Annotated in this window: 17 protein-coding genes and 1 pseudogene; 8 read left to right on the plus strand and 10 right to left on the minus strand. The window is 70.9% G+C overall.

Annotated elements, in window-relative coordinates:
* Nucleotides 1-22 precede the first annotated feature (22 nt).
* From IA22_RS0128605 to IA22_RS34300, 7 genes and pseudogenes are all read right to left on the minus strand, one after another.
* Complete coding sequence (locus tag IA22_RS0128605) at nt 23-742, minus strand: uracil-DNA glycosylase (RefSeq protein WP_014157518.1); 720 nt, start codon at nt 740-742, stop codon at nt 23-25.
* Between the two features lie 91 nt (nt 743-833).
* A complete protein-coding gene (locus IA22_RS0128610) occupies nt 834-2,414 on the minus strand; it encodes an ABC transporter substrate-binding protein (RefSeq protein WP_030125266.1) in 1,581 nt (526 codons plus the stop codon).
* Nucleotides 2,415-2,532: 118 nt separating this feature from the next.
* Nucleotides 2,533-3,288 (minus strand): SDR family oxidoreductase, encoded by a 756-nt coding sequence (locus IA22_RS0128615; protein ID WP_030125267.1) that lies wholly within the window; start codon nt 3,286-3,288, stop codon nt 2,533-2,535.
* Nucleotides 3,289-3,310: 22 nt separating this feature from the next.
* Entirely contained in the window at nt 3,311-4,072 is a 762-nt protein-coding gene (gene fabG, locus IA22_RS0128620; RefSeq protein ID WP_014157515.1) for a 3-oxoacyl-ACP reductase FabG, read from the minus strand.
* A 202-nt stretch (nt 4,073-4,274) separates the two neighbouring features.
* On the minus strand, nt 4,275-4,658 hold the full coding sequence (locus IA22_RS0128625; protein WP_014157514.1) for a DUF3037 domain-containing protein: 384 nt from the start codon (nt 4,656-4,658) through the stop codon (nt 4,275-4,277).
* A complete protein-coding gene (locus tag IA22_RS0128630) occupies nt 4,655-5,539 on the minus strand; it encodes a HipA family kinase (RefSeq protein ID WP_030125268.1) in 885 nt (294 codons plus the stop codon). Before IA22_RS0128630 ends, IA22_RS0128625 begins: the two co-directional genes overlap by 4 nt.
* Before the next feature lie 229 nt (nt 5,540-5,768).
* Nucleotides 5,769-6,885, minus strand: a pseudogene (locus IA22_RS34300) (PP2C family protein-serine/threonine phosphatase).
* A gap of 124 nt (nt 6,886-7,009) precedes the next feature.
* Between IA22_RS34300 and IA22_RS0128640 the strand changes: the two are divergent.
* Entirely contained in the window at nt 7,010-7,363 is a 354-nt protein-coding gene (locus tag IA22_RS0128640) for an ArsR/SmtB family transcription factor (protein ID WP_014157511.1), read from the plus strand.
* On the plus strand, nt 7,347-10,001 hold the full coding sequence (gene mgtA, locus IA22_RS0128645; RefSeq protein ID WP_030125269.1) for a magnesium-translocating P-type ATPase: 2,655 nt from the start codon (nt 7,347-7,349) through the stop codon (nt 9,999-10,001). Before IA22_RS0128640 ends, mgtA begins: the two co-directional genes overlap by 17 nt.
* A 37-nt stretch (nt 10,002-10,038) precedes the next feature.
* Here the strand turns inward: mgtA and IA22_RS0128650 are convergent, their stop codons facing one another.
* Entirely contained in the window at nt 10,039-11,634 is a 1,596-nt protein-coding gene (locus tag IA22_RS0128650; protein ID WP_030125270.1) for an LCP family protein, read from the minus strand.
* A 150-nt stretch (nt 11,635-11,784) separates the two neighbouring features.
* On the opposite strand from IA22_RS0128650, the gene tatA reads away from it, so the two are divergent.
* Nucleotides 11,785-12,057 (plus strand): Sec-independent protein translocase subunit TatA, encoded by a 273-nt coding sequence (gene tatA / locus IA22_RS0128655; RefSeq protein WP_015576283.1) that lies wholly within the window; start codon nt 11,785-11,787, stop codon nt 12,055-12,057.
* 21 nt (nt 12,058-12,078) lie between these two features.
* Here the strand turns inward: tatA and IA22_RS0128660 are convergent, their stop codons facing one another.
* Nucleotides 12,079-12,309, minus strand: a complete 231-nt coding sequence (locus tag IA22_RS0128660) for a hypothetical protein (protein WP_014157507.1) — start codon at nt 12,307-12,309, stop codon at nt 12,079-12,081.
* Nucleotides 12,310-12,417: 108 nt separating this feature from the next.
* On the opposite strand from IA22_RS0128660, the gene IA22_RS0128665 reads away from it, so the two are divergent.
* Nucleotides 12,418-12,996 (plus strand): TerD family protein, encoded by a 579-nt coding sequence (locus IA22_RS0128665; RefSeq protein ID WP_030125271.1) that lies wholly within the window; start codon nt 12,418-12,420, stop codon nt 12,994-12,996.
* Nucleotides 12,997-13,058: 62 nt separating this feature from the next.
* Here IA22_RS0128665 and IA22_RS0128670 read toward each other — a convergent pair whose 3' ends face one another.
* Nucleotides 13,059-13,502, minus strand: a complete 444-nt coding sequence (locus IA22_RS0128670) for a sec-independent translocase (protein ID WP_030125272.1) — start codon at nt 13,500-13,502, stop codon at nt 13,059-13,061.
* A gap of 151 nt (nt 13,503-13,653) precedes the next feature.
* On the opposite strand from IA22_RS0128670, the gene IA22_RS0128675 reads away from it, so the two are divergent.
* From IA22_RS0128675 to IA22_RS0128695, 4 genes are all read left to right on the plus strand, one after another.
* Nucleotides 13,654-14,229 (plus strand): TerD family protein, encoded by a 576-nt coding sequence (locus IA22_RS0128675; RefSeq protein WP_014157504.1) that lies wholly within the window; start codon nt 13,654-13,656, stop codon nt 14,227-14,229.
* Between the two features lie 335 nt (nt 14,230-14,564).
* On the plus strand, nt 14,565-15,770 hold the full coding sequence (locus IA22_RS0128680) for a cytochrome P450 family protein (RefSeq protein WP_051694853.1): 1,206 nt from the start codon (nt 14,565-14,567) through the stop codon (nt 15,768-15,770).
* A 172-nt stretch (nt 15,771-15,942) separates the two neighbouring features.
* Nucleotides 15,943-16,395, plus strand: coding sequence for a Rieske (2Fe-2S) protein (locus IA22_RS0128690; protein WP_030125274.1), 453 nt, complete (start codon nt 15,943-15,945; stop codon nt 16,393-16,395).
* A gap of 86 nt (nt 16,396-16,481) precedes the next feature.
* The gene (locus tag IA22_RS0128695; RefSeq protein WP_038273098.1) at nt 16,482-16,955 is read left to right on the plus strand and encodes a pyridoxamine 5'-phosphate oxidase family protein; all 474 of its coding nucleotides are present in this window, start codon (nt 16,482-16,484) and stop codon (nt 16,953-16,955) included.
* The last annotated feature ends 94 nt before the right edge of the window (nt 16,956-17,049 follow it).

A 17,049-nucleotide genomic window follows, 5' to 3' on the forward strand; every position in this document is an offset into this window, starting at 1 on the left:
CCGCAGCCACCGGCGATCCTGCTCAGGCGCGGGCCGCGGCCTTCGGACGGGTCACCGGAAGGCCCAGGTCCGGGATCCGCCAGTCGATGGGCTCGTGGCCCTGCGCGGCGACGGCCTCGTTGATCTGGGTGAAGGGCCGGGAGCCGAACCACTTCTTGGCGGAGAGCGGCGAGGGGTGCGCACCCTTGACAACCACGTGGCGGTCCTGGTCGATCAGCGGGATCTTCTTCTGGGCGTAGTTGCCCCAGAGGACGAACACGGCCGGGTCGGGCCGCTCGGCCACCGCACGGATCACCGCGTCGGTGACCTTCTCCCAGCCCTTGGCCTTGTGGGAGTTCGCCTCGCCGCCGCGGACCGTCAGCACCGCGTTGAGCAGCAGGACGCCCTGCTCGGCCCACGGCATCAGAAAGCCGTTGTCCGGGACGGGCAGGCCGAGCTCGTCGTTCATCTCCTTGTAGATGTTGCGGAGCGAGGGCGGTGTCCTGACGCCCGGCTGGACCGAGAAGCACAGGCCGTGCCCCTGGCCCTCGCCGTGATAGGGGTCCTGGCCGAGGATGAGCACCTTCACCCGATCGTAGGGGGTGGCCTCCAGCGCGGCGAAGACCTGCTCACGCGGCGGATACACCGGCCCCCTGGCCCGCTCCTCCTCGACGAACTCCGTGAGCTCCTTGAAGTAGGGCTTCTGCAGCTCTTCGCCGAGGACGCCGCGCCAGGACTCGGGCAGCAGGTCGGTGTCGGTCACGTCCACAACCTCCGGTAAGCAATCGGTTCTTGCTGACAGAACCTACCGGGGAGCACTGACAACCGGCCCGCCGAGCCCGTAGGCAGCGCTCCTACCAGCTGGTCTTGCGGTAGAGCTCCCACATCTGCATGACCGTCTGGGGGTCGAGGGCGCGCTCGCCGCCGCCGATGTCCTCGCCGGCCGCCACGTAGAGCTTGCCCTGCCACAGGGGCAGCAGCCGAACGTCCTTGACGAGGATGTCCTGGGCCCGCTTGAACTGGTCGGACACGGCACCGCGGTCGCTCTCCTTGCGGGAGGACGGCAGCAGCTCACGGGTGATCTCGTTACTCAGGTACGGAGTACCGGTGACGCTGTCCGGGCCGACGAACGGGGCGACGAAGTTGTCCGGGTCGGGGAAGTCGGGGAACCAGCCACGGCCGAAGACCGGATAGGCCCCCTTGTTGAAGCCTTCCTGGAAGGACTTCCACGGTGCGCTCCTCAGCGTGATCCGGAAGAGGCCGGACGCCTCGAGCTGGCGCTTCAGCTCGGCGAACTCGGTCGCGGTGGAGGATCCGTAGCGGTCGGTGGTGTACCAGAAGGTCATCTTGACCGGTGCGGTGATCCCCGCCTCGGAGAGCAGTTCCCTGGCCTTGGCGACGTCCGGGTCGCCGTAGGTGTCGAAGAAACTGGTGGCGTGTCCCGCGATGCCCTTCGGGACCATGGAGTAGAGCGGCTCGGCGGTGCCCCGGTAGACCTTGGCGACGAGCGCGTCGCGGTTCACCAGCTGTGCGACGGCCTGCCGGACGGCGAGCTTCCCGGCGGCAGGATCCTTGGGGTTGAAGACGAGGAAGCGGATGTCGGCGCCCACCGACTCGACGATCTGCAGACCGTTGTTGTCCTTCTTGTTGTCCTCGAGGCCGATGACCTCCTCGGCTGTCAGACCGCGGTAGGTGGCGTCGATCTCCTTGCTCTTCAACGCCTCCACCATGGGTTCCGAGTCGTCGAAGTAGCGGATCGTGACCGCGCTGTTCTTACGGTCGGCGAACCCCTTGTAGCCGGGGTTCTTGGTCAGCTCGGCCTGCTTGCCCTGTTCGTACGAGTCCAGGACGTACGGCCCCGAACCGGTGACCTTGCCGTCGTCGCGGATCCGGTCCGCCGGGTACTCGCCGGGAGGGACGATCGACATCGCGGGAGTGGCCAGGATGAAGGGGAAGGTGGCGTCCGCCTTGGCGAGGTGGAAGATGACCTCGTCGTCGCCCTTGGTCTCCACCCGGTCCAGAGATCCGAGGAGGCCGGCCGGGCCGCCCTTGACCTTGATCGTCTTGATCCGGTCGATGGAGTACTTCACGGTCTCGGCGTCGATCTTGTCGCCGTTGGAGAACTTCAGGCCCGGTCGGAGCGTGCACCGGTACGCCATGCTCGAGGAGTCGGTGAAGCCGCATTCCTCGGCAGCGTCGGGCTCGGGGCTGGTACTGCCGGTCGGGAAGCTCACCAGTGTCTGGAAGACGTTCCTCATCAACTCCCAGGAACCGTCCCAGGCCGCTGCCGGATCGAGGGTCGAGGGGGAGCTCGTCGTCCCGACCGATATCCGCTGTTCCGTCTCCGAACCGCTGTCGGGCAACAGACCGCAACCGGCCAGCAGAGTAAGGGAGGCAAGGGCTGCAGAGGCCTGCAGTCTGGACCGGTAGAACACGTGCACGCTCCTCGATCGGCCTTGGGGTCGGCAGACCATACCGCAAGGCCTCGCCAGGACAACCCGCAGGACTGGCGAGGCACTTGAGGCAATCGGGGCCAAACTGGCGCAGTCCCGGTCAGCCCACTCCGGCGTTGAGGAAGATGCCGCCGTCGACCACCAGTGTCTGGCCCGTGACCCAGTCGGACTGCTCCGAGGTGAGGAACGCCGCCGCACCGCCGATGTCCTGCGGGACACCGAGCCGGCCCAGCGGGTACGCCGCCGCCGCCTCGGCCTCACGGCCCTCGTACAGCGCCTCCGCGAACTTGGTCTTCACCACGGCCGGGGCGATCGCGTTGACCCGCACGACCGGCGCGAACTCGTGCGCCAGCTGGAGGGTCAGGTTGACCATGGCCGCCTTGCTCATGCCGTAGGCGCCGATGAACGGGGAGGCGGAGACCCCCGCGACCGAGGCGATGTTGACGATCGCCCCGCCGTTCTCCCTCTGCCAGGCCTTCCAGGTCTGCTGGGCGAACCCGAGCGCCGAGATCACGTTGGTCTCGTAGACCTTGCGGGCCACGTTGAGGTCCAGCTCGGCCATGGGCCCGAAGACGGGGTTCGTCCCCGCGTTGTTGACCAGGTAGTCGACCCTGCCGAAGGCCTCCATCGCGCGCTCGACGGCCGCGGCCTGGTGGGCCTCGTCGTGCGCCTTGCCCGCGATGCCGACGGCCCGGTCGGCGCCGAGCCTCTCGACGGCCTCCTTCAGCGCGTCCTCGCCGCGCCCCGTGATGACCACACGGTCACCCCGGGCGACGAGCGCCTCGGCGATGCCGTAGCCGATGCCCCGGCTCGCGCCCGTGATGAGCGCGACCTTGCCGCTGTCCTGCACAGTCATGGTGTCCGTTGCCCTTCCGGGGTCAGTTGAGCGGTCCGCCGGCGACGTACATGACCTGTCCGGACACGAAGCCCGCGTCGTCGCCGGTGAAGAACGCGATGGCGTTGGCGATGTCCTCGGGGTGCCCCACACGCTGCACGGGGATCTGCGTGGCCGCGGCGGCCTGGAACTCCTCGAAGCCCATGCCGACCCGGGCCGCGGTCTGGGCGGTCATCTCGGTGACGATGAAGCCGGGGGCGACGGCGTTGGCGGTCACACCGAACTTGCCGAGTTCCTTGGCGAGCGTCTTGGTGAAGCCCTGGAGTCCGGCCTTGACCGCGGAGTAGTTCGCCTGGCCCCGGTTGCCCAGCGCCGAGGAGGAGGAGAGCGAGACGATGCGGCCGAACTTGGCCTCGACCATGTGCGACTGGACGGCCTTGGCCATCAGGAACGCGCCCTTGAGGTGGACGTTCATCACGAGGTCCCAGTCGGACTCGCTCATCTTGAAGAGCAGGTTGTCGCGGAGCACGCCCGCGTTGTTGACGAGGATCGTCGGTGCGCCGAGCTCGGCGGCCACCCGCGCCACGGCGGCCTCCACCTGGGCACTGTCCGACACATCGCAGCCGACGGCGAGGGCCTTGCCCCCGGCGGCGGTGATCTTCTCGACCGTGTCCTTGCACGCCGCCTCGTCGAGGTCGAGTACGGCGACGGCGCGGCCCTCGGCCGCCAGGCGTACGGCGGTGGCGGCGCCGATGCCCCGTGCCGCTCCCGTCACGATGGCGACGCGCTGCTCGGTGGTAGACATGCTTGGTTCTCCTCGCCCTTGGATCGCGGCTCAGCGGACGTCAGGAAGTTCCCGATAACTGAGCAACCGCTTAGTACCTTCAGCAGACGAGACGCTAGAAGCCCTGGCACCCGGTGTCAACGGCACACGGGGGCGCGGGCGCATGTCACACCGGACGGCGCCGTGGCCGCGTACGTCACGGACGGCGCCGCCGGTGCCGGAATCAGCGCACCAGCAGGTCGAGCAGACGCTCGATCTCGGCTTCCGGGTCCAGGGTGAGCCCGCTGTGCACGGTGCCCGGCTGGACGACCGTGGAGCGCGGAGCGATCAGCCAGCGGAAGCGTCGGCCGGGGTCGTCCCCGGCCGCCTGGCCCGCCGTGTCGCCGCCGCCGCAGACCCCCTCGACCGCGCGCAGGGCCGCCTGGACACCCACCACGTCGGCGTGCGGGTCCAGGGCCCTGAGCTTGCGCTCGTCCAGGTGGGTGCGCGCGGCGACGAAGGACTTCGCGCGGCAGTAGACCAGTACGCCCGCGTTGAAGCACTCGCCGCGCTCGACCCGGGGCACGACGCGCAGGACCGCGTACTCGAAGACGTCGCGTGTACTCATCGGCCGCTGCCCTCGCCGTTCCGTCCGGTGTCCGCCCGCGCGGCACGGTCCTCGTCCGCGGGGTTCGGCCGCGGGGCAAGACGTTCCGCGAGCCAGCCGGGGGCCCGCGAGGGCTGCGTCTTCGTGGGCTCCCCGATGGAGATCCGCTCGTGGATGCTCCCGGCGCGCGCGAGCAGCGGCTCCATATAGGCCCGCCGCAACAGGTCCGTGGTCGCGAATCCAGGTTCTCCGGCGAGCCACTCGTCCGGTACCCCGGCGGCCACCTCGGTGAGCAGTTCCTCGGTGACCAGCGGCGCGAGCTCGGCGGCGGCCGCCTCGATGTCGGGACCGAACGGCGCGAGGACGTGGTCGGAGGCGTTGTACGGCTTCGCCGCGGAGGCCTGGGCACCTGGCCAGTTGTGGTGCCAGATCATGGTGGCCCCGTGGTCGATCAGCCAGAGATCGCCGTGCCAGACCAGCATGTTGGGGTTCCGCCACGAGCGGTCCACGTTGTTGATCAGTGCGTCGAACCAGACGATCTTCCCGGCCTCCGCCGGATCCACCTGGTAGGCCAGCGGATCGAAGCCCAGCGAGCCGGGCAGGTAGTCCATGCCGAGGTTCAGCCCGCCGCTGGCCTTGAGGAGCTCCTGGACCTCCTGGTCCGGTTCGGCGAGACCGATGACGGGGTCGAGCTGCATGGTCACCAGCTCCGGCACGCGCAGCCCGAGCCTCCTGCCGAGCTCGCCGCAGACGACCTCCGCGACCAGGGTCTTGCGCCCCTGCCCCGCCCCGGTGAACTTCATGACGTACGTGCCGAGGTCGTCGGCCTCGACGATCCCGGGGAGCGAGCCGCCTTCACGCAGGGGCGTGACATAGCGGGTCGCGACGACCTCTCTCAACACTTCTCCGGGCCACCCATCTCTTCGGCTGTGCGATCCATGGACTGCTTCACGGGTGCGATGACGGAAGCCGCCCGTGGGCCGCTCCTCGACACGAGGGTTCCCGGCCCGGGATCGGGTCCCGTGCACCGCTTCCCGGCGGTCCTGCGGCGGCAGCGTGCCGGACCGCACGCTCCGGCACGAAGAGAACAGAGTAACCGAGGGTGATCGCGGGCCGGGAGCGTCCGGCCGTTCAGGCCCGCGGCGTGGCAGGACGCCCTATGACGATCATGACGGCGTCGTCGTCGAGGTGTCCGCCGACATGGTCCAGCAGGTCGCGCCTGAAGCGGTCGAGGAAGAGGCCGGGATCCTTCTCGGTCCGGCCGGTGGCGCGCTCTGCGAGCGGGTGGAACACACCGCCGGCGTCGCGGGCCTCGGTGACCCCGTCCGTGTACAGCATCAGGAGGTCGCCCGGATCGAACCGGAAGCTGTTGACATGGTAGCGGCGGTGCGCCAGATCGCCGAGGCCCAGCGGGGGTGCGGGGTGCAGGGCGTCCACCGTCGTCGGACGGCCGTCGCGCAGGACGACCGGTGGCGGGTGGCCGCAGGCGATCATCTCCACGCGGCCGTCCTCGTCGGGGATGTCGAGCACGGTGGCGGTGATGAAGGTTTCCCCGTAGCGGCCCGGCCCACCCGGCTCCGTGAGGCCCGAGCACACGCTCCGGTCGAGGTGGGCCACCAGTTCGCCCAGGCTCGCCCGGCGCCGGGCCGCGACGCGGAACGCTCCGAGCAGCGCGGCCGCGTCATGCACCGCGGCCATCCCCTTGCCCCGTACGTCACTGACGATCAGCCGGGTGCCGGAGGAGGTGCGCGCCGCGGCGTACAGGTCCCGGCCGACCTGGGCCTCGGCCTCCGCGGCGAGGTGGAGGGAGGCGACGCCCAGCGGGCCGAGCCGCTCGGGAAGCGGCGGCAGGACCACGTGCTGGGCGGCCTCGGACACGTAGCGGACCTGCGCGAGTTCCTTCGCGCGGCGCTCCCGCAGTACGCAGAAGATCACGAGGCTCGTGCCGACCAGTACCAGCGCGGCGATCTGCGCCTCGTGGCTGGCCGAGAGCAATTCGTCGGGATCACGCAGCACCCCGACGGCCGTCTGCCCGATCACCGCGAGGACGGCGACCAGACCCACGGTCCGGGGCCCGCCGAAGAGCGGGGTGATCGCCGGGGGCCGCGACGAGCAGCGGTCCCAGATGGATGTCGGGCGGCACGAGGACGTCGACCACACACACCGCGAGGATCCACGCGGTCGGAATGGCGACCATCGCCCGACCCGCTCGCGCCGGCAGACGAAGTCCTCCGGGGCGCTGCGACATGCTTCCTCTCCACACCGCCCGTACGCGGCCCGCATGCAGGGAAGGGACGATTGCCGCGACCGGGCGGCCCCTACACTGGGAACCTTCGGGCCCGACCGCACGGCCCACGCCGGACGGGAGAACGATGGTGGCAGCAGGGGGCTCCGACGATCCGCCCGCCGAGGTGCTGGCGGACGCGGCTGCGGCGTTCGGGCTGCTGGCCTCGCCACCGCGCCTGCACATCGTGTGGGCCCTCGCGGAGGGCGAGAGCGATGTGAGCGGCCTCGCCCAGCGGGTGGGTGGTGCTCTGCCCGCGGTGAGCCAGCATCTGACGAAGCTGAAGCTCGCCGGCCTCGTACGTTCCCGGCGGGAGGGACGGCGGCAGGTCTATTTCGTCGACGACGCGGACGTCGTGACCGTGGTGCGGCTGATGATCGGCCAGTTGACCGACCGGGCCGCGCACGCGTCGGCCCCCCGCCTCCGTGACCTCGGTGCCTGAGGCCGCAGCGACCTGTGGTACCGATCCGGCCGGTCCCGGGGGGCGAGGGCCGGAGCAGCCGGCGGACACCGGCCCCCGGACGGGCGACGGACCACCGCCCTGGCACGGACTCACCTCGCTCCAGGTCCTGCGGCATCTGGACAGCGGGCCCCGTGGGCTCGTCGAGGCGGAGGCCGTGGAGCGGCTCGCCGGATCCGGCCCGAACACGGTGCCGTCGTGGAGCACGGCGTCCTGGCCCCGTCGGCTCGTGAGAAGTCTGCGGGACCCCTTCACCGCGGTGCTGCTGTGTCTCGGGCTGGTGTCGGCCGTCGTGGCGGCTTGGGGCACCGCGAGCGTGATCCTCTCCCTCGTGGTGGTGAGCTGCGTCCTGCGGGCGGGTGGGGAACGCCGGGCCGACCGGTCGGTGGCCGCGCTGCGGAAACTGGTGGCGACCACCGCGACCGTGCTCCGGCGGCCGGCGGAGGACGAGCCGCCCCGGTCGCGGGAGATCCCGGTCGACGAACTGGTGCCGGGCGACGTGATCCGTCTCGGCCCCGGCGACCTGGTCCCCGCCGATGTCCGGCTCCTGCGGGCGAGCGGCCTCACGGTGCACCAGGCACCGCTGACGGGCGAGTCGGCGCCGGTGGCCAAGCAGGCCGTCGACGTGCCGGAGCCCCGGGGCGGACTGTTCGACCGGCCCCAGTTGTGCTTCCAGGGCAGCAGCGTGGCCTCGGGCAGCGGCACCGCGGTCGTCGTCTCGACCGGGCCGCACACCCGCTTCGCAGCCACCCGTAGCGGCCCGGGACAGCGCGTGGCCAGCGCCTTCGACCGGTCGGTGCACGGGATCTCCTGGGTCCTCATCCGTTTCATGCTGCTGACCCCGCTCCTGGTGCTCATGGCCAACGCGGCCCTGCGCGGCAGGGGGTTCGAGACACTGCCGTTCGCGGTGGCGGTCGCCGTCGGGCTCACCCCCGAGATGCTGCCGGTCATCGTCACCACCGCCCTGGCCCGTGGAGCCTCCCTCCTGGCCCGTGACCACAGAGTGATCGTCAAGCGGCTCCCCGCACTGCACGACCTCGGCGCGGTGGACGTCCTGTGCCTCGACAAGACGGGCACCCTCACCCAGGACCGGCCCGTCGTGCACCGCGCACTGGACGCCCGGGGCGAGCAGGACCCCGAGGTTCTGCGCTGGGCCGGCGTCAATGCGTGGTGGACGCTCCACCTCGCCGACCTGCCGGTCCCGGACGCCCTGGACGAGGCGGTCCTGGACGCCGTCGAGGAGGACGAGGCACTGGAGTACGACGGAGTGGCGGCGCTGCCCTTCGACGCGGTACGACGCCTCTCCACCGCGGTCGTACGCCGTCCCGGCCGCCTCGGTCTCCACACGCTGGTCGTCAAGGGGTCACCGGAAGACGTCCTCGAGCGCTGCACCCTCACCGAGGGCGAACGGGCCCGCCTGCTCGCCCTGGCCGCCCGGGAGGCAGCGAGCGGCCTGAGGGTTCTCGCGGTCGCCACCTCGGAACGGCGGGCACGCGATCGCGCCTACACCCCGGTTGACGAGCGCGGCCTGACCCTCGTCGGCTTCGTCACCCTGCGCGACACGCTCGCCCCGACCGCGGCGGAGGCCCTGGAGGTCCTCGCCGACCGGGGCGTCACCGTCAAGATCCTCACGGGCGACCACCCGGGCACCGCGGCCCGCGCCTGCCGCGACCTCGGGCTGGACCCCGGCGTCGTCCTCACCGCCGACACCGTCGACGGCCTGACGGACGGCGAGCTCGCCGTGGCCGCCCGCAGCACCACCGTCTTCGCACGCTGCGCCCCCGAGCACAAGGCCCGGATCATCGCCGCGCTGCGCGCCGACGGACACACCACCGGGTTCCTGGGCGACGGCGTCAACGACCTGCCCGCACTCCACGCGGCCGATGTCGGCATCTGCCCGCGCGACGCCGTGGACGTGGCCCGTGAGAGCGCCGACGTGGTCCTGGCCGACAAGGACCTCACGGCCATCGCCCACGCCATCACCTCCGGCCGGCACAGCAGCGTCAACATCGCCACCTACCTGCGCATCACGCTGTCCTCGAACCTCGGCAACGTGATCGCGATGCTCGTGACCGGCCTGATGCTGCCCTTCCTCCCGATGCTGCCGGCGCAGATCCTGGTCCAGAACCTGTGCTTCGACGCCGCTCAGCTCGCGTTCGCCTTCGAACGGCTCCGTCCCGCGGCGCTCCGCGCGCCGACGGTGCTGCAGCCCCGCTACTTCCTGCGTTTCATCACCGGCTTCGGTCTGCTGGGAGCGGCCGCCGACCTGGCGACCTTCGGCGTCCTCGCCCTGGCCCTGCACGACGCGGCCGGCTCCGGCCAGGCCGCCTTCCACTCCGGATGGTTCACCGAGAACCTCCTCACCCAGGCCCTGGTGATGCTGCTGCTGCGCACGGGCCGCCGCGCCGCGGAGGGCGCCACCGCGAGTCCGGTCCGCTGGGCCGCCGCCGGCCTGGCCGTCATCGGCATCCTGCTGCCGCTCTCGCCGCTCGGGCCGCTGCTGGGCATGACGGCGCTGCCGGTCCTGTACTACCCGCTGCTCGCAGCGGTCCTCGCGCTGTACACGGTCGCCCTGGTGGCGGCCCGGTCGCGCTACGACAGGCCCGGCACCGAGCGGTAGGGGCCCGCGTGGTCCAGCTCGTCCGCCACCCTTCGGATCACCCGTACGACAGTGCGGCGCAGAGGTCCTCGTCCGCCGTGCGCGCCCCCTCGGCGACCTCCGCCGGCACCTCCGAGGGCGCCGGGGACGCCGTGGCGGAGTCCGCTCCGGAGGAGGTCCCCGGAGCCTGGTCCGCGTAGGACTGCCCGAGCACGACGTCCAGGCCGCCGCCGGTGGTGGAGCGGAGCTCCCCGGTGCCGAGGAGCCGGGCGAGTGTCCGCGCCTCCGCCTCCCGGCCTGGTCCGTACTCGATCACCGTGGTGCGGTGGTCCTGGCTGCTCGCCGTCGCCGTGCCGGTGACGGTGACACCCGACGCCTCCAGGACGGCGGCCGCACGGGCGGCGAGTCCGGTGACGCGGGTGCCGTTGCGGACGGTGGCAAAGATGTCCTCGGCCGGGGCCTCCTCGTCGGCGCTCTTCGAGGCGTCGGCACTCTTCGATGCGTCCGTGTCCTTCGATGCGTCCGTGTCCTTGGACGCGTCCGTGTCCTTCCCGTCCGCGTCGCTCCCGCCGCCCGCGTCCTGGCCGTCGAGGGTGCGGTCCGCCTTCAGCGCCGCCCACAGCGCACCCGCGTCCGGCTCGACGATCGCGACGCGGGCGCCCTCGTACCGCCAGGGGACGGTGACGAACCGGGTGTCGTTCAGATCGATGTCCTTCAGCGACATCGCGAACGAGACAAGCTTGTCGGCCGAGCCGAGGCCGGGGTCGACCGTCATGGACGTCGTCGCCGCGTCGGCGAGCGGCAGGAGTTTCGTGGGTGTGAGCCCGTCGCTCTTCACCTTCTTGATCAGGCTGCCGACGAAGGCCTGCTGCCGTTGGATGCGGCCTATGTCGGAGCCGTCACCGATGCCGTGCCGGATGCGTACGTAGTCCAGGGCCTTCGGGCCGGAGACGGTCTGCACCCCCTGGGTGAACAGACGCTTGCCACGCGTGGCGCGGCCCGGGTTCAGGTCCTTCTGGTAGATGTCCTGCGGCACGCAGACCTCCACGCCGCCGACGACCTCCGTCAGCGCCGAGAAACCCTTGAAGTCGACGACCACGGTGTGGTCGACGCGCAGGCCGGTGAGCTTCTCGACGGTGTTCTGGGTGCACGCGGGGTTGCCCTCGGCCGTACTGCCCACGGTGTACGCCTCGTTGAACATGGCCTGGTGCCTGGTCTCGGTCCAGCTGCCGTCGGGCAGCTTGCACGGCGGGATGGTGAGCAGGGTGTCACGAGGTATGGACACCGCGACCGCGTGACGGTGGTCGGCGTAGACATGCAGCAGGAACGCGGTGTCGGAACGGCCGATGTCGTTCTTGTCCCCGCCGCCCAGTTCGCTGTTCCCCGCGGTCCTGGCGTCCGAACCGATCACCAGGACGTTCTGCCCGTCCGAGGCGGCGGCGGGCCTGTGGTCCGAAATCCCGTCGGCCCCGAAGGTGTCGATGTTGCCGTTGAGCCTGAGGTACGCCCAGCCCGCACCCGCCGTCACGAGCACGAGCAGCGACACCGCCGCGGCCAGCACGATCCGTATCCGGGTGCGCCCGGACCGCCGATCCCTGGCCGCTCCTCCGGTACCCCGACGGGTCGTCGTCGCCGCCCGGTGACTGCCTGTCATCTACGCACCCTCATTCGTCCGGAACCGGCGGAGGGGACGACTGGACCCACCCCAGGCTTGTACAGTTGCGCAATCTAGCAACCTTTGAAGCGTGCTTCGCACCCACCGGGTACGGACACCGGCACCGTCGAGAGAAAGGACGGGGTGGACATGCTCCGCAACGGACTCGAACCCTGGCACCTGCTGATCCTGGCGATCGTGGTCATCATGCTGTTCGGATCGAAGAAGCTCCCGGACTCCGCGCGCGCCCTGGGGCAGTCGCTGCGGATCCTCAAGAGCGAGACGAAGGCCATGAAGGAGGACGGCGCGACCGCCGGGCCCGCGGCCACCGAACCGCTCACCCCTCAGCCCGCACAATCCGCCTCCGGCGACACTCCCCCGGTCCGGCCTTCCGGCCCGGAGAGCGGCACCCGGCCCCGCTGAACGGCCGCACCCGCGGGCACATCAGGGGCTGGCCGCGTCGAAGCCGTACCGCAGCGACCCGCCCCGCCCGTGCGGCTCGCGCCGGTAGACGTACAGCGCGTCGACCCGCACCCCGGAGGACGGCGCGTCCAGCTCACAGGGACAGGTCACCTGGACGACCCCGGGCCGGTCCGCGACCCTCACCCGCAGCCCGTCGGCGGGCCCTCCGTCGAGCACAGCGACTTCCCACAGCGTCGTACCGTCTCCGTTCATGCACAACACTTTAATAGTTGCGCATCTCATGAACTATCGTGAGGTCCGTCACGCGGGAGAGCCCGGACCGGGATTCCCGGCACCTTCTCGACTCGGGAGCAGCACAACATGGGTGTCAGCCTCACCAAGGGCCAGAACGTCGTCCTCCACCAGGACGGCACCCCTCTCGCCGACGTCACCGTCGGCCTGGGCTGGGACGCACGGCCGGCCGACGGCGCGGACTTCGACCTGGACGCGTCCGCGATCATCTGCGGGCCGGACATGAAGGCCGTCTCCGACGCGCACTTCGTCTTCTACAACAATCTCGCCAGCCCCGACGGAGCGGTCCGGCACACCGGGGACAACCTCACCGGCGAGGGCGAGGGCGACGACGAGCAGCTCCTCATCGATCTCGACCGCCTGGGCGAGGGGACGGGGCAGGTCGTGTTCGCCGTGTCCATCCACGCGGCCGGGACGCGCGGCCAGAACTTCGGCCAGGTCGACGACGCCTTCATCCGGGTGGTGGACAACCTCACAGGCCGGGAGATGTGCCGGTACGAACTCTCCCACGACGCCGCCGGAGAGACCGCGATGGTCTTCGGTGCCCTGTACCGCAGGGCCGGCGAGTGGAAGTTCCGCGCGATCGGGCAGGGCTACACGTCGGGGCTGAGCGGCATCGCCACCGACTACGGCGTGAACGTCGGCTGAGCCGTTCCGGCGCGGCTCCGGGCGGTTGCGGGCCGGGACCGCTCCCCCCTTGCCCGGACCGGTCAGGTGGCATCGGGGTCGACCGGTGGGCGGCCGGCCGGAGGGGCACCCTCGCCCTTGCGCGGGGAGACGGGGCCCTCGCCGGGGCCGGCCGGGGAATCGCGGACGCCCTCGGCACCGGCCGTGTCACGCACGGCGTCCAGTGCCCCCTTCAGCTCCGGGCGCGGGTCCAGGGCGTCACGGATCCCCTCGAGCCCCGCGCCATCGCCGTCCAGGAGGTGTTTGCGCACGAACGTCCGCGGATGCAGGTCCTCGAACTCGAAGTCCTCGAACTCCGGGCCCAGCCCGTCCCGGACATCCCGCTTCGCGTCCTCCGAGAACTCCCGGAACTTCCGGATGACCGCGGACACGGTCCTGATCGCCTCGGGCAGCTTGTCCGGCCCGTACAGGACGAGGGCGAGCACCACGAGCGTGGCCAGTTCCAGCACACCCACATCGGAGAACACGCCACCACCTTCCGGGCCGCCGCGCTCCGCGTACCGTCAGAGGATCGCAGCCGGCATCCATAGTTACAAAGTTGCGCAACCATGGAACCATAGGCATCGCTCCGGCGTTGGACCGGATGACGACGCCAATCAGAGCAATGGAGGAACACTCGTGGGAGTCAGCCTGTCCAAGGGCGGAAACGTATCGCTCAGCAAGGAGGCCCCCGGCCTCACCGCCGTGACGGTCGGGCTCGGCTGGGACGTGCGCACCACCACCGGTGCCGATCACGACCTCGACGCCAGCGCCCTGCTGTGCACCGAAGCCGGCAAGGTGGTCTCCGACCGGCACTTCGTCTTCTACAACAACCTCAACAGCCCCGACGGTTCGGTCCAGCACACCGGCGACAACCTCACCGGCGAGGGCGAGGGCGACGACGAGTCCATCAACGTGGACCTGTCGTCGGTGCCCGCCGAGGTGTCGAAGATCGTCTTCCCGGTCTCCATCCATGACGCGACGGCGCGCGGCCAGAGCTTCGGCCAGGTCCGCAACGCCTTCATCCGGGTGATCAACCGGTCCGACAACGTCGAACTGGCCCGCTACGACCTGAGCGAGGACGCCTCGACCGAGACCGCGATGGTCTTCGGCGAGCTCTACCGTCACGGCAGCGAGTGGAAGTTCCGCGCGGTGGGCCAGGGATACGCCTCCGGTCTGGCAGGTATTGCCGCCGACTTCGGCGTCAACATCTGACGCCACGCACGGACAGCCGTACGACGAGGGACGCGAGGCGGGCCAGGGGTGTCTCCCCGGCCCGCCCCGCGTCCTTGCGCGTCCTGCGGGTCCGCCCTCGTCCGCCGTCCGTCCTGCCCGCCGGACGGGATCGCCCAGGCTCCCGCTCACGTGCAGCCCTGTGCCCTACGCTGCCCATGTCCGCCGTCCCGCAGGCGAGTTCGATGCGCTCCCCAGGTCTTCGCCCTCCGGTGACCTCTCCACCGCCCGGCATGGGGCGCACCCGCTCGCCCCTCGACCTGGGAGCCCCGTTGAACACGTCACAGGCGAACCCCGAGCCCGGCCGCCCGCACCGTATGGACCCGGCCGGCGGCTGCCCGCACGCGGCCAACGCGAGGCTGCTGTCCCGGGGCGCGGTCACCGCCGTGGTGCTGCCCGGCGGGGTGGAGGGCATGGCGGTCCTCGGGCATGCCGCCCTCAAGGAGTTCCTGGCCCACCCCGATGTGGCCAAGGACGCACGGCACTTCGCGGCGCTCCGGTCGGGCGCGATCCCGGACGGCTGGCCGCTGAGGACGTTCGCCACGGTGCAGGGCATGACCACCGCCGACGGGGCGGACCACCGGCGACTGCGGGCCCTGGTGAGCAAAGCGTTCACCACCCGGCGCGTGGAGGAACTGCGCCCTCGGATCGAGGCGTTGACCGCATCCCTCCTGGACGGACTCGACCGCGCCGCCACCGCCGGGGGCGGTGTCGCCGACCTGCGGGCGCACTTCGCGCTGCCTCTGCCCATGGGGGTCATCTGTGAACTGCTGGGCGTGGACGCCGCCCATCACGACCGGCTGCACGACCTGTCCAACCGCATCGTCGCCACGGACATCGGCCCCGAGGAGTCCACGGCGGCCAATCGGGAGATGGTGGAGGTGCTGAGCACGGTCGCCGCCGCCCGGACGAAGGACCCGGGGGACGACCTGACCAGCGCGCTGATCGCGGCCCGCGAGGAGAACGGTGACCGGCTCGGCCCCCACGAGCTGATCGGCACGCTGATGCTCACGGTCATCGCCGGGCACGAGACGACACTGAACCTGATCACGAACGCCGTGCGCGCCCTGTGCACCCACCGCGATCAGCTCGACCTCGTCCTGTCGGGCGGGGCGAGCTGGGCGGACGTGGTGGAGGAGACACTGCGCTGGGACAGCCCGGTCAGCTACTTCCCCTTCCGGTACCCGACCCGCGACCTGACGATCGACGGCACGGTGATCCCCGAGGGGACCCCGGTGCTCGCCGGCTACTCGGCGGCGGGCCGCGACGAGAAGGCCCACGGTCCCGACGCCGGTCGCTTCGACATCACCCGCGCCGACGGGACGCGGCATCTCTCCCTCGGCCACGGCGCGCACTACTGCCTGGGCGCCCCACTGGCCCGGATGGAGAGCACGGCCGCGCTCCGGGAACTGTTCACCCGGTTCCCGGACCTCGATCTCGCCGTACCAGACTCGGAACTGCTCCGCCACGCCTCGTTCGTGGGCAACAGCGTGCGGGCCCTGCCGGTCCGCCTGCACAGGTGACCGGGCCCTCGGGCCGCCCGGAAGCCGACGACGCCGAGACGCACGGCGCGGCGGGTGACCACTTCCGCCCGCAGATCTGAACAGGCTGCCACGCTGATCCGTATGCACAGATGTTCCTCCCTCTGACATCCATCCACCTGATGTCTTGTCACCCCATGAAGGGAATGCCGGTATGAGCGCATCGCACGAGAACCGGATCCGCCTCGGACGGCGCACCGTCGTCACGGCGGGAGCGGCGGGACTGGCCGTCGCACTCACCGCGTGCGGAGGCGGGGCGAAGGACTCCGGCGGCTCCGACCCGGCCGAACCGGCCGGGGAGAGCGGCGGCGAGGGCGCCGGCGCACCGCTCACCGCGACCGCCGACATCCCGGAGGGCGGAGGAGTGGTCTTCGCCGACCAGGAGGTGGTGGTGACGCAGCCGAAGGCCGGTGAGTTCAAGGCGTTCTCGTCGAAGTGCACCCACCAGGGATGCGCGGTGAAGGGAATCGCCGACGGCGTCATCACCTGCCCGTGCCACAACAGCACGTTCGACGCGGCGACCGGCGAGGTGACGGGCGGCCCGGCGACCCAGCCGCTGCCGGAGAAGCAGATCCGGGTCGAGGGAGGCTCCATCACTCTGGTGTGAGCGGACGGGGCGGCGGAGCCATTGCGTGATCACGGCCGAGGCCCCATGCTTCCGGAACCGGCCGGTTCCTCCAGGAAGGGCGTCCCGTGAACGCTGCACAGCGCCGTGGCCGTCGGATCATGATGACCGACGCCGAGCGGGACGCCTACCTCACCGAACAGCGCACCTGCAGGGTCGCGACGGTGTCCCCCGAGGGGATGCCGCACGTCTCGGCCCTGTGGTTCGTGTGGGACGGCGGCTCCCTCTGGCTCTACTCGCTGATGAGGAGTCTGCGCTGGTCGCAGCTCCGCCGCACCCCTGAGGCCGCCGTAGTGGTGGACGACGGGGTGGAGTACGGCGAGTTGCGCGGGGTGGAGCTGTGCGGCGAGGTCTCCTTCGTCGGGGAGGCTCCCCGCACGGGCCGGGAATGTGCCGAGCTGGCGTCGCCGGAAAGGCTGTTCGCGGCCAAGTACCTCGGCCTGGACTCGCTGCCGCACGACGAACGGCACGCCTGGATCCGGCTGACGCCGCGGACCGTCAGGTCCTGGGACTTCACGAAGCTGTCCGGGCCGGCCGACTAGGGCCTGTGTGAGGTTGTGATCATTCGGTCGTCGGTAAGAGGTCGTTGATCCAGATCAGAGAGGCTCGGAGGTGGAGTCCGGCGTCGTAGCTCTC

The organism is Kitasatospora papulosa (assembly GCF_000717245.1).
Classification (GTDB): domain Bacteria; phylum Actinomycetota; class Actinomycetes; order Streptomycetales; family Streptomycetaceae; genus Streptomyces; species Streptomyces papulosus.

Coding starts and splice junctions, on each gene's coding strand:
- IA22_RS0128660 (WP_014157507.1), bottom strand. CDS start 12,309: ATGAACGGAGACGGTACGACGCTGTGGGAAGTCGCTGTGCTCGACGGA.
- tatA (WP_015576283.1), top strand. CDS start 11,785: ATGCTCCGCAACGGACTCGAACCCTGGCACCTGCTGATCCTGGCGATC.
- IA22_RS0128625 (WP_014157514.1), bottom strand. CDS start 4,658: ATGAGTACACGCGACGTCTTCGAGTACGCGGTCCTGCGCGTCGTGCCC.
- IA22_RS0128615 (WP_030125267.1), bottom strand. CDS start 3,288: ATGACTGTGCAGGACAGCGGCAAGGTCGCGCTCATCACGGGCGCGAGC.
- IA22_RS0128665 (WP_030125271.1), top strand. CDS start 12,418: ATGGGTGTCAGCCTCACCAAGGGCCAGAACGTCGTCCTCCACCAGGAC.
- IA22_RS0128640 (WP_014157511.1), top strand. CDS start 7,010: ATGGTGGCAGCAGGGGGCTCCGACGATCCGCCCGCCGAGGTGCTGGCG.
- fabG (WP_014157515.1), bottom strand. CDS start 4,072: ATGTCTACCACCGAGCAGCGCGTCGCCATCGTGACGGGAGCGGCACGG.
- IA22_RS0128650 (WP_030125270.1), bottom strand. CDS start 11,634: ATGACAGGCAGTCACCGGGCGGCGACGACGACCCGTCGGGGTACCGGA.
- IA22_RS0128680 (WP_051694853.1), top strand. CDS start 14,565: ATGGACCCGGCCGGCGGCTGCCCGCACGCGGCCAACGCGAGGCTGCTG.
- IA22_RS0128690 (WP_030125274.1), top strand. CDS start 15,943: ATGAGCGCATCGCACGAGAACCGGATCCGCCTCGGACGGCGCACCGTC.